This window comes from Acidovorax carolinensis (genome assembly GCF_002157145.1).
Classification (GTDB): Bacteria; Pseudomonadota; Gammaproteobacteria; order Burkholderiales; family Burkholderiaceae_C; genus Acidovorax; species Acidovorax carolinensis.
The window spans coordinates 2,934,055-2,945,909 of sequence record NZ_CP021361.1; the positions used below are offsets into that span (position 1 = coordinate 2,934,055).

Annotated in this window: 10 protein-coding genes and 1 pseudogene; 6 read left to right on the forward strand and 5 right to left on the reverse strand. The window is 64.8% G+C overall.

Going from position 1 to position 11,855, the window contains the following annotated elements:
- Positions 1–11: 11 nt before the first annotated feature.
- Positions 12–1,298, forward strand: a complete 1,287-nt coding sequence (gene eno / locus CBP34_RS13700; protein WP_094098355.1) for a phosphopyruvate hydratase — start codon at positions 12–14, stop codon at positions 1,296–1,298.
- A gap of 130 nt (positions 1,299–1,428) precedes the next feature.
- On the forward strand, positions 1,429–1,707 hold the full coding sequence (ftsB, locus tag CBP34_RS13705) for a cell division protein FtsB (protein ID WP_086912935.1): 279 nt from the start codon (positions 1,429–1,431) through the stop codon (positions 1,705–1,707).
- Positions 1,708–2,231: 524 nt separating this feature from the next.
- Here the strand turns inward: ftsB and hslO are convergent.
- Together hslO and CBP34_RS13715 are read right to left on the reverse strand one after the other, a co-directional pair.
- Positions 2,232–3,224, reverse strand: coding sequence for an Hsp33 family molecular chaperone HslO (gene hslO / locus CBP34_RS13710; RefSeq protein WP_094098356.1), 993 nt, complete (start codon positions 3,222–3,224; stop codon positions 2,232–2,234).
- Positions 3,225–3,432: 208 nt separating this feature from the next.
- On the reverse strand, positions 3,433–3,957 hold the full coding sequence (locus CBP34_RS13715; protein WP_094098357.1) for a gamma carbonic anhydrase family protein: 525 nt from the start codon (positions 3,955–3,957) through the stop codon (positions 3,433–3,435).
- A 95-nt stretch (positions 3,958–4,052) separates the two neighbouring features.
- On the opposite strand from CBP34_RS13715, the pseudogene CBP34_RS13720 reads away from it, so the two are divergent.
- From CBP34_RS13720 to CBP34_RS13730, 3 genes and pseudogenes are all read left to right on the forward strand, one after another.
- A pseudogene (locus CBP34_RS13720) lies at positions 4,053–4,855 on the forward strand (ferritin-like domain-containing protein).
- Between the two features lie 152 nt (positions 4,856–5,007).
- The gene (locus tag CBP34_RS13725) at positions 5,008–6,207 is read left to right on the forward strand and encodes an EAL and HDOD domain-containing protein (RefSeq protein WP_094098358.1); all 1,200 of its coding nucleotides are present in this window, start codon (positions 5,008–5,010) and stop codon (positions 6,205–6,207) included.
- Positions 6,208–6,277: 70 nt separating this feature from the next.
- Positions 6,278–7,561 carry an EAL and HDOD domain-containing protein gene (locus CBP34_RS13730; RefSeq protein WP_094098359.1) on the forward strand — a complete coding sequence of 428 codons (1,284 nt, stop codon included), beginning with the start codon at positions 6,278–6,280 and terminating at the stop codon, positions 7,559–7,561.
- Between the two features lie 82 nt (positions 7,562–7,643).
- Here the strand turns inward: CBP34_RS13730 and CBP34_RS13735 are convergent, their stop codons facing one another.
- The 3 genes from CBP34_RS13735 to CBP34_RS13745 form a co-directional block, all read right to left on the reverse strand.
- Positions 7,644–8,633, reverse strand: a complete 990-nt coding sequence (locus tag CBP34_RS13735) for a Bug family tripartite tricarboxylate transporter substrate binding protein (protein ID WP_094098360.1) — start codon at positions 8,631–8,633, stop codon at positions 7,644–7,646.
- Between the two features lie 70 nt (positions 8,634–8,703).
- Positions 8,704–9,603, reverse strand: a complete 900-nt coding sequence (xerD, locus tag CBP34_RS13740) for a site-specific tyrosine recombinase XerD (protein WP_094098361.1) — start codon at positions 9,601–9,603, stop codon at positions 8,704–8,706.
- A gap of 229 nt (positions 9,604–9,832) precedes the next feature.
- Positions 9,833–10,795 carry a tripartite tricarboxylate transporter substrate binding protein BugE gene (locus CBP34_RS13745; RefSeq protein ID WP_094098362.1) on the reverse strand — a complete coding sequence of 321 codons (963 nt, stop codon included), beginning with the start codon at positions 10,793–10,795 and terminating at the stop codon, positions 9,833–9,835.
- 123 nt (positions 10,796–10,918) lie between these two features.
- On the opposite strand from CBP34_RS13745, the gene CBP34_RS13750 reads away from it, so the two are divergent.
- Positions 10,919–11,824, forward strand: coding sequence for an AEC family transporter (locus CBP34_RS13750; RefSeq protein WP_094098363.1), 906 nt, complete (start codon positions 10,919–10,921; stop codon positions 11,822–11,824).
- Positions 11,825–11,855 lie beyond the last annotated feature (31 nt).

The window sequence follows — 11,855 nt, forward strand, 5'->3', positions numbered from 1 at the left end:
AAAGGAAAACCATGAGTGCCATTGTTGACATCGTAGGCCGTGAAGTGCTGGACAGCCGCGGCAACCCCACCGTCGAGTGCGACGTGCTGCTCGAGTCGGGCGTGATGGGCCGTGCGGCCGTGCCCTCGGGCGCGTCCACTGGCAGCCGCGAAGCCATTGAAATGCGCGACGGCGACAAGTCCCGCTACCTGGGCAAAGGCGTGCTCAAGGCCGTGGAACACATCAACACCGAAATCTCCGAAGCCGTGCTGGGCCTCGATGCCTCGGAACAGGGTTTTCTGGACAAGACCCTGATCGACCTGGATGGCACCGAAAACAAGAGCCGCCTGGGCGCCAACGCCATGCTGGCCGTGTCGATGGCCGTGGCGCGCGCGGCTGCCGAAGAATCGGGCCTGCCCCTGTACCGCTACCTGGGCGGCATGGGCAGCGTGCAGTTGCCCGTGCCCATGATGAACGTCATCAACGGCGGCGCGCACGCCAACAACAGCCTGGATCTGCAAGAGTTCATGATCATCCCCGTGGGCGCGCCGAGCTTTCGCGAAGCCGTGCGCTGGGGCGCCGAGGTGTTCCATGCGCTCAAAAAAATCATCCACGACAAGGGTATGAGCACGGCCGTGGGCGACGAAGGCGGCTTTGCGCCCAGCGTCGAGAACCACGAAGCCGCCATCCAGCTCATCCTGCAGGCCATTGAAGCCGCCGGCTACACGGCGGGAGAGCAGATCGCCCTGGGCCTGGACTGCGCGGCCAGCGAGTTCTACAAAGATGGTATGTATGTGCTCGAAGGCGAAGGCGGCCTCAAGCTCAACGCCCAGCAATGGACCGACATGCTGGCATCGTGGTGCGACAAATACCCCATCATCAGCATCGAAGACGGCATGCACGAAGGTGACTGGGACGGCTGGAAGATTCTGACCGAGCGCCTGGGCCAAAACGTGCAGCTGGTGGGCGACGACCTGTTCGTCACCAACACCAAGATCCTGAAGGAAGGCATCGACAAGGGCATCGCCAATTCGATCCTCATCAAGATCAACCAGATCGGCACGCTGACCGAAACCTTCGCCGCCATCGAGATGGCCAAGCGCGCCGGGTACACCGCCGTGATCTCGCACCGCTCGGGCGAAACCGAAGACAGCACCATCGCCGATATCGCCGTCGGCACCAATGCCGGCCAGATCAAGACCGGTTCGCTGAGCCGCTCGGACCGCATCGCCAAGTACAACCAGCTGCTGCGCATCGAGGAAGACCTGGGCGAAATCGCGCACTACCCGGGCCGGGCCGCGTTCTACAACCTGCGCTGAGCCACATGCCATCGACCTGGCTTTGCTGCGCTTTCCTCAGGCCTCCCCGGCGGCGTGGGGTGGCGCGCCAGCGGCCGGGCGGAGCGCAAAACGCGCTTGCGTCTTGCAGGCGCAGCCGTACCATTTAGCCATGGCGTCCCGACTTGTGCCCGTTGTCCTGCTGGTTTTGCTGGCAGCCCTGCACGCCCAGCTCTGGCTGGGCCGGGGCAGCATTCCCCGCGTGCAGGAGATGCAGCGCCAGCTGGCCGCGCAAACGGCGGCCAACGACCAGGCCCGCCAGGCCAATGAACGCCTGAACTCCGAGGTGCACGACCTCAAGGAGGGGCTGGACATGGTGGAAGAAAAGGCACGCAGCGAGCTGGGCATGGTCAAGCCCAACGAGGTTTACGTGCAGTTCACGCCGCGCTGACCCACCGGGCCACCGTTGTGCCAGCACAGCAGCAGACCATTGCCGTGCTGGGAGCCCCCGGCACCGGCGCCGCAGAACTGGCCGAGGCCATCAACTGCCGCCTCACCGACTCCTCGATGACGGCACAGGCCATTGCCGTGGCAGACGACGCGCAGCTGCCGGCCCCAATACGCCACACCCTGCACAGCGCAGCCATCACTTTGCTGATGGGCCTGGATACGCCCTGCCCCGCACCCGAACAGGCCCGGCGCGAGGCCTTCGACGCACAACTGCGCACCATGCTGGCAAATGCCAGCGTTCGCTATCTGGTGGTGTACGGTCAGGGCGCCAGACGGATCGAAAACGGCTTGAAAGCTATTGAATCAATAGCAATAAATGCTTTAACGACAAGCGCATCCGACCTGCTGGAGCAAAAACCCATGCGCCTGCGCGCCTGGGATTGCGAGAAATGCAGCGACCCCGAATGCGAGCATCGCCTGTTCAGCGCCCTCACCGGCCGGGCGCGGAAAGCGGGGCCGGGCGGCTTACTGGATGACAGGGGGCACTGGTGGCTGGCTGACAGTGGGCGCGACAAAAATCTGCGCCGCGTCCACCGCGTCAAAGTGGTATTGCTGCCCACAGAACTCGCAGCCCACCTCGATGTCATCGCGCTCAGCCAGGATGCTTTCGATTTCGTCCCGGCCCAGGCTGCGCAGCATGTTGCCCACGCGCTCGCGGCTGCAGCTGCACGCGAAGTGCGGGCCGGTGGCGCCCTGCTGCGGCTCGAAGCGCAGCAGCTTTTCTTCCCAGAAGAGGCGCCGCAGGATAGTGTCCACATCCAGGGTCAGCAATTCCTCGCGGGTCAGGCTCGATGCCAGGTGGGCGATGCGGTTGTAGTCCTCGTTGCGGCCGATCTGGTCTTCGTTCTCGCGGTGCGTCATGCCCGCAGCCAGGTTGCCCTCGCCCTTGAGGGGCATGCGCTGGATCAGCAGGCCGGCCGCCACGGTGTCGTTGGCAGCCAGCACCAGCACCGTGTCGAGCTGCTCGGACTGCAGCATGTAGTGCTGCAGCACGTCCGACAGGCGCTCGAGCTTTTCATGGTGGTCGCCATGCAGCGGCACCACGCCCTGGTAGGGTTGCTGGCCCGGGTGCCGGTCCTTGGGGTCGAGCGTGATGGCGCAGCGCCCGCCGCCGCCCACATTGAGCATCTGGCTCAGGCGCGCATCGTCGGCCACAGGGCCGTTCACCGTGGCGGTGGCACGCAGGCTCAGGTCGGACTGCACCTCGGCCACGGCCAGCTTGACCGGGCCGTCGCCAAACACCTGCAGCACCAGTGCACCATTGAACTTGATGTTCGACTGCATCAGCACGCCCGCAGCGGCCATCTCGCCGAGCAGTTCGCTCACGGGGGCGGGATAGGCGCCGGTGGCCGAGTTGCTGGCGCGCACGCGCAGGATTTCTGTCCAGGCATCGGTCAGGCGCACAAGCATGCCGCGCACGGGCATACCATCGAAAAGAAACTTGTGGAGTTCAGACACGCAAAAAATTCCCAGAAAATTACCGGTACTCAGGAGATGCCATCCATCGCCCTGCGCACCGCCAGCAGCCCACGAAACCGGCGCGGCCAGGCCGGTGCACCCGTGGAACTGGCTTTGCCAGGCCACCGGGTGCGTCCCCCTCCCGCACCGCGCAGCGGAGCGAGAGAGGGGGAAGACGCGAAGCGGCTCAGGAGGTGCTTCAATTCCTTCAGCCGATTTTGCGCAGGCCGGATTTGAAGCGGCGTGCGTTGTCGATGTAATGCTGCGCGCTTTGGCGCAGGCCCTCGATCTGCTCGGCGCTGAGTTCGCGCACGGCCTTGGCGGGGCTGCCGATGATCATGGAGCCATCAGGAAACTCCTTGCCCTCGGTCACCAGCGCGCCCGCGCCCACCAGGCAGTTCTTGCCGATCTTGGCGCCGTTGAGCACGATGGCGCCAATGCCGATCAGCGTTTCGTCGCCAATGGTGCAGCCGTGCAGCATGACCTGATGGCCCACGGTTACGCGCTCGCCCACCACCAGCGGCTTGCCGAAATCGGCATGCAGCACGCTGGCGTCCTGGATGTTCGAGCCCGCACCGATGGTGATGGCCTCCGTATCACCGCGCACCACGGTGCCAAACCACACGCTGGCGTCCTCGCCCAGCACCACGTTGCCGATCACCTGCGCGCTGTCGGCCACCCAGGCCGAGGCCGCCATACGCGGGGCCGCGCCATCGAGTTCGTAAATCGCCATGCACCACACTCCGTAAAAAATGGATCTGCCTGTTGGTTACAAAGCATCTGCTCTGGCCCTCCAACCAACTCCAGGCAGGGCCTAGAATTGTAAGGATGGAGCTTCGCCAACGTGCACTGCAGGTCTTGTGCCTTTCAGACCCAGAACAAAAAGCGGCTGCAGCGCTTGACCTTCAAGCGCAAGCAGCTACGCTTTCAATAGCAGAACAAGCCCCCTCAGCACTGGCGGATGCCAGCGTCCTGCCCGGCCATCCCGAGCGCCCCGCCCTGCTCCGCCACACCGAGGTGGCCCGCCGTTCCCCGGCCACGGCCGAAGGCCGTGCCATCCTCGTCCATGCCATCGCGCACATTGAATTCAACGCCATCAACCTGGCCCTCGATGCAGTCTGGCGGTTTGACGGGATGCCGCGCGCCTATTACCTTGACTGGCTGCGCGTGGCGGCCGAAGAGGCCCAGCACTTTGGGCTGCTGCGCGAGCATCTGCGCCGCCAGGGCCATGACTACGGCGATTTCCCGGCCCACCAGGGTTTGTGGACCATGTGCGAGAAAACGCAGCACGACATCGTGGCCCGCATGGCCTGGTGCCGCGCACCATGGAAGCGCGCGGACTGGACGCCACGCCGCAGATACAGCGCAAGCTGCGCCAGGTGGGCGCGCCCGATGCGCTGGCGGCCGCAAACATCCTGGACACCATCCTGCATGACGAGGTGGGCCATGTGGCCATTGGCAACCACTGGTACCGCTGGCTGTGTGCACGCCAGGGGCTGGACCCCGAAGCCCTTTACGGTCAGCTGGTGCGCCAGCACGAAGCGCCGCGGCTCAAGCCCCCGTTCAACGAGGCCGCCCGCCGCAGTGCAGGCTTTACCGAAGCCGAATTGCTGTGGCTGCAGCAGGGCTGATCCTGGCACCCGCATTGCTGAATTTTTCTACAATGCACCCACGCCGTGCACGGCTTATTTTCTTGGCACGCTGTCACCAATACCCCCATGTCCACACACCCTGCCAGCGGCGCTTCCTCGCCCCTCCGCCCCATAGCCAGTCGTCCGTCGCCATGATTGCCCGTCAGGCGATCGTGAATGCGCAGAACGTGGTGGTGGGCTATGAGCTGTTCAACCGGTCGCGCAGTGGCGCTGGGCACACGGCCGCCACCGATGTGATTCTGGTGTTCACTGCACTCTCGCACGCGGGCACCGAAGAGCTGGTGGGCAAAAAGCTCATCTTCGTCAATTGCACCCACGAAAGCCTGACGGGCGGGCACCTCGAGCTGGTGGACCCCGACAAGGTCGTGCTCGAAATTCCGCCGCTCGGCCACACCGCTGGCACCGAGGTGGTGGCCCGCCTGCCCATACTGGCGGCGCTGCGCGAGCGCGGCTTTCACCTGGCGTTCAACCACACGGTGCTGGAATCGGCCTACGCCCCCTGGCTGCCGCTGGCCGACTACATCAAGCTCGATCTGTCGGTGCTCGCCCCCGACCAGCTGGCCGTGCTGATCAGCTATGCCGGCCGCCACTCACAGGCCGAACTGATTGCCGAGAAGGTCGAAACCGCGCAGCAATACGACATGGTGTCCAGCCAGGGCATCGACCTGTTCCAGGGTTACTGGTTCGCCCGCCCCGCGCTCATCGAGGCCAAGTTGCTCCCGGCCTCGCAGGCCAGCATCGTTCAGCTCATCAATCTGGTGCGCAAGCAGGCCGCTACCTCCGACATCGAGGAAGTTCTCAAGAAAGACGCGGGGCTGGCATTCAACCTCATGCGGCTCATCAACTCGTCGGGCTTTGGCCTGAACCGCGAGATCACCTCCTTTCGCCAGGCCGTGATGCTCATGGGACTGAAGAAGCTTTTCCGCTGGGCGGCCCTGCTGCTGACCGCATCACGCACCAGCGGCACACCGTCATCGGTGGGCCACACGGCCGTGGTGCGCGGGCGGCTGATGGAACTGCTGGCCCTGGAAACCCTGCCCCCCGAAGAGGCGGACCTGGCCTTCGTGGCGGGCATTTTCTCGTTGCTGGACGTGATGCTGAACATGCCCATGGAGTCGGCGCTCGGCCTGCTGAGCGTGCCCGCCGAGGTCTCGGAAGCCCTGCTGCGCCGAAAAGGGTTTCTGGGTGACCTGCTCACGCTCGCCGAGGCATGTGAATCGAGCGACGATGCCGTGTTTGACCGCACAGCGGGCACCCTGCACCTGTCCAGCCAGCAAATCAACTTCGCCCATCTGCAGGCACTGGCCTGGGCTGACCAGCTCACGGACTGAACTCCCGAGCTGAGGCACGGGCCTAAAATGACCCGGAGCATCCCCCCGAAACACACTTACCAGCGTACCCATGTCGAGCACACCAGAACAAGACAGCCCGGAAGCCGCAGTCGCTGCCCCCGAGGGCACCGAAAACGACAATCTGGCCATCATCGCCCGCCAGGCCATCGTGGATGCCAACCGGGCCGTCTATGGCTATGAACTGTTCGACCGCTCCACGGCATCGAACTCCCACACGGCCGCCAGCGATGCCGCGCTGCTGTTCAATGCCCTGTCGTATGCCGGCACCGAAGCCCTTGTGGGCAAGAAGACTGTGTTCATCAACTGCACGCATGAAAGCCTGGCGGGCGGTCACCTGGAGCTCATTCACCCCGACAAGGTGGTGCTCGAAGTGCCTCCGCTGGCCGACGGCGCCACGGTCGAAGACATCGAAGCGCGGGTGGCAACGCTGGACGCATTGCGCACCCGGGGTTTCCGGCTGGCATTCGACCAGAACGTACTCAAGCGCAGCTACGTGTCGTGGTTGCCGCTGGCAGGTTTCATCAAGCTCGACATGCAGGCCTTCAAGCCCGAACTGGCGGGCCCGCTGGTCAAATTTGCCGGCACCCACAGCCAGGCGACGCTGATTGCAGAAAAGGTGGAAACCCCCGAGCAGTATCAGTTGATGGCGGACCTCGGGGTCAAGCTGTTCCAGGGCTACTGGTTCGCCAAGCCCGCACTGGTCAAGGCCACCACCATCCGCCCGTCGCAGGCCACCATCATCCAGTTGATCAACCTGGTGCGCAAACAGGCCAGCACGGCCGAGATCGAAGAGTTGCTCAAGAAAGACCCCACGCTGTCTTTCAACCTGCTGCGCTTCATTAACTCCTCGGGCTTTGGTCTGTCGTGCGAGGTCACGTCGTTCCGCCATGCGGTGATGATCCTGGGCCTGAAAAAGCTGTTCCGCTGGGCGGCGCTGCTGATGACCACCTCGCGTGCCGGCGGTCCACCACCGGCCGTGGGCCAGACCGCCGTGGTGCGCGGTCGCCTGATGGAGCTGCTGGCCGCCGAGCTGCTGCCGCCTGAAGAATGCGACAACGCTTTTGTGGTGGGCGTGTTCTCGCTGCTGGACACGATGCTGGGCGTGCCGCTGGAAAAAGCTCTGGATTCGGTGGCCCTGCCCGAGCCCGTGATGGACGCCCTGCTGCGTGGCACCGGTGTATTTGCCCCGTTCCTGGAGCTGGCCAAGGCCTGCGAAAGCGGCGACGAAGTGGCCTTTGCCAAGAATGCCGAGGCGCTGCACCTGTCCAACCGCCAGGTGAACTGGGCCCACCTGCAGGCGTTGACCTGGGCAGAAAGCCTGAACGAAGACTAGCCTCCGTTCTTCACCACCACGCGCCCCGCCCACAGGCCCTGCTTTTGCCGGGCCTGTGGTGTTTCTGGGGCACCAAACCCGATCAGTTGCCCTGGATTCCCGCCGCCCGGATGATGCGGGCGTTGTTTTCCGATTCCAGCGCAATCTGGCGCGCAAACTCGGCCGCCGTCCCACCCGTGGGCACGTTGTCCGTGGCATCGAGCTTGCTGCGGATGTCAGGCAGCGCCAGCGCCTTGTTCAACTCGGCATTGAGCCGGGCCAAGATCGCGGCAGGGGTCTGTGCCGGCGCATAAATGCCAAAGAGCGACGACATGTTGGCGGCAGGCAAGCCCAGTTCCGCCAGAGTAGGCACGTCGGACAGGCTGTCCAGCCGTGCAGGCGCGCCCACCGCCAGGGCCTTGAGCTTGCCCGACTTGACGTGCTGCAGCACCGCGGGGCCGGCGTTGGTGGAAAGCACCTCGAATTGCCCGCCGAGCGCATCGTTCATCTGCTGGCCGCCTCCCTTGTAGGGCACATGGGTGATCTGCACCTGGGCGCTGGCCATGATCTGCTCGAGCATGATGTGGCCCAGCGACGCGGGCCCCGAGGTGGTCCAGCGGATCTCCCCCGGCCTGGCCCGTGCGGTGGCCAGCAGATCGCGAAAATCCTTCGCCTTGCTGGCGGGGGTGCCCAGCAGCAGCACCGGGGAATACATCACGCTGATCACGGGCGCGATGTCTTTTTGCGGATCAAAGGGCGACTTGCCCAGATGGGGATTGAGGGCCAGCGGGCTGATGGCGGCAAAGCCCAGCGTGTAGCCATCAGGGGCGGCCTTGGCCACCGCATCCACACCAATGCTGCCACTGGCGCCGGCCTTGTTTTCAATGACCACCGGTGTGCCCAGCTGCACCGCGAGCTTGTCGGCCAGCGCGCGCGCCACCGTGTCGCTCACCCCTCCCGCGGGGTAAGCCACCACGATGCGAACGGGCTTGGCCGGCCAAGGGGCGGCGGCTGGGGATTGGGCATGGACCAGGGGCGCCAGGGCGCTCAGGCACAGGGTGGCCAAGAGGCGGCGACGGTGTTGGATTGGCATTGCAGGGCTTTCAGGCAGCAAGGAAAGCTGGCGATTTTCGCTTAGATCGCGCGCGGCCCTGCCCGGCCCCTCAACCCCGCGGATGGTGGCGAGCGTGCAGCGCCTTCAGGCGCTCGCGCGCCACATGCGTGTAGATGGTGGTGGTGGAAATATCCACATGGCCCAGCAGCAGCTGCACCACTCGCAGGTCGGCCCCGTGGTTGAGCAGGTGGGTGGCAAAGGCATGGCGCAGCGTGTGCGGCGACAGGGGCGCCGTGATGCCCGCCACCGCCGCCCACTTCTTGACGATCATCCAGAACATCACGCGCGTCATGCCGACGCCGCGCTGCGTGACAAACAGGTCATCGGTCTGCTGGCCACCCAGGATCACGCCACGCGAATCCTGCAGATAGCGCTCTATCCAAAGCCTGGCTTCCTCGCCAAACGGCACCAGACGCTCCTTGCTGCCCTTGCCCATCACGCGCAGCACGCCTTCATTGAGACCGAGCTGAAAGGTCTTGAGCGTGACCAGCTCGGTCACCCGCAGGCCGCTGGCATACATCAGCTCCAGCATGGCGCGGTCGCGCAGGCCCAGCGGCGTGCCCACGTCCGGGGCCTTCAGCAGGGTCTCCACCTGCGCCTGCGACAGCGTTTTGGGCACGCGCATCGGCTGGCGTGCCGCCTCCAGCCGCACCGTGGGATCGGCGCTGATGCGCCGCTCGCGCAGCGCCCAGTGAAAGTAGCGCCGCAGCACCGTCAGGCGCCGGTTGGCCGACGTGGCCCGCGTCTGGGCATGGCGCTCGGCAAAATAGGCCTGCAGGTGGTGCTCGGCCGTGTCATCCAGTGCCAGCGCCGGCTGCTGGCCGGCGAGCCAGGTGGCATACAGCGTGAGGTCGCGCCGGTAGGCCGCCAGCGTGTTGCGTGCCAGGCCATCCTCCAGCCACAGGGCATCCACAAAGTTATCGATGGTGGTCAGGCTGGCAGCAAGCATTTAAAAACGATAGCACGTAAAAAAGCCGCCCGGATTGTGCGGACGGCTGGCGTGGCAAGGCGCGTGGGCGATGCCGAATAAGTCAACGCGATGGCGCGCGCCCTGGTTTGGGATGGGATGCAAGGCGCAAAGCGCAGCAATAGCCGCAGCTATTGCGAGCATTTGCAACGCGACAGACCGCCCAAAACAGGGATGCGCGGCACGCGAGGACTTGTTCGGCGTTGCCCTTTCATTCCAGCGTCAGCTTCTGCTTGGCCACCACATCCTTGTACACCGCGTACTCGGCCTTGATCTGCGCGGCGAACTGCTCAGGGGTATTACCCACGATGAGCGCACCTGTTTCTTCGATGCGCTTTTTCACGGCCGGATCTTCCAGGGCCTTGCGCACGGCGGCGTTGATCTTGTCGACGATGTCCTTGGGCAAGCCCTTGGGGCCGACGATGCCGTAATAGGCCATGCGGTTCACCGGCTCCAGGCCCAGTTCCTTGAAGGTCGGCACATTGGGCAAGGCAGCCACGCGCTGCGGCGCGGCCACCACGATGGGCACCAAGCGGTTTTCCTTGATGAAAGGCAGCGCCGAAGGCAGGTTGTCAAAGATCATGGGCACCTGGCCGGCCACGGTGTCGTTCAGGGCGGGGCCTGCACCACGGTAGGGGATGTGGGTCACGAAGGTGCCCGAGAGATTCTTGTACAGCTCCATCTGCAGGTGGCCAATGCCGCCCGTGCCGGACGATGCATACGAATACTTGCCGGGGGCCTTCTTGACTTCGGCCACGAAGGACTTGTAGTCCTTGGCCGGGAAGCTGGGGTGCACCGCAATGATGTTGGGCGTGGCCGCGATGTTGATGATGGGCGTGAAATCGGTCAGCGGGTTGTACGGCGTCTTGGGGTTGATGGCCGGATTGGCCGCCGTGGTGGACACCGTGGCCACGCCGAGCGTGTAGCCGTCGGGTGCCGACTTGGCCGTTTCGTTGGCGCCCACGATGCCGCCGCCACCCGACTTGTTTTCCACGATCACGCTCTGGCCCAGCGCGCGACCCAGCGGGTCGGCAATGACGCGAGCGATGATGTCGGTGGTGCCACCGGGCGCAAATGGCACTTGCAGCTTGATGATCTTGTTGGGATAGCCCTGGGCTGCGGCGGTGCCCGCTGCGGCCGCAAGGGTGAGAGCGAGCCATTGACGACGGTGCATTCAGTTCTCCTTTGTGAGGGTTACAACCCTGCCATGTTATGCGCATTCAACGACCGTCCTGCCCATGGATTCCCCATAGGGGCTAACCCGCAGACAACCGCCCCATCAGGTATTCTCGGCGCCGTGAATTACGCCCAGCTCCTTCTCCCCGACTTCACCCTCATCCTCTTCGGCTACCTGGTCTGTCGCTACACTGCCCTCAACCGCTCCGTCTGGCAGCCCGTGGAGAGCCTGGTGTACTACCTGCTGTTTCCCGTGCTGCTATTCCAGTCCATCGTCAGAAGCCCGGTGGACATCGGCGCCGCGTCGGGCCTGATTGGCGCAGGTCTGCTGTCCGGCATGGCTGGCATTGCACTGGCCTACAGCCTGCCGCACTGGCCCTGGCTGGGCAAACGGATTGACGCCCGCGACCACGCAGCCAGTGCCCAGGTGGCGTTTCGCTTCAACTCCTTCATCGGCCTGGCGCTGGCCGAGCGGCTGGCCGGCGCGCAGGGCCTGCTGATGATTGCCGTGCTGATCGGTGTGTGCGTGCCCCTGTTCAACGTGGCCGCCGTGTGGCCCATGGCGCGCCACGGCCAGCACGGCTTTGCGCGCGAACTGCTGCGCAACCCCCTCATCGTTGCCACCGCCTCGGGGCTGGTGGCCAACCTGCTGGGTTTTCGCATTCCCGATTGGCTGGAGCCCACCGTGGGCCGCATCAGCGCGGCGTCGCTGGCACTGGGACTGATGGCGGCGGGCGCGGGCATGCAATTCGGCCTGCTCACGCGCAGCAAGACGCTGAGCACCACCGTGCTGTCCATCCGCCACCTGGTACAGCCGCTCATTGCCTTTGGCATGGCCCATGTGTTCGCGCTCAATTCTGTGCAGACCACCGTGCTGCTGGCGTTTTCAGCGCTGCCCACGGCCTCCACCTGCTATGTGCTGGCGGCGCGCATGGGCTACAACGGGCCGTATGTGGCCGGGCTGGTCACACTGTCCACGCTGCTGGGCGTGGTGAGCCTGCCTTTTGCGCTGGGTTTTTTGCGATGAAGGCACGCCAGCCAGATCCATCCGGCACACG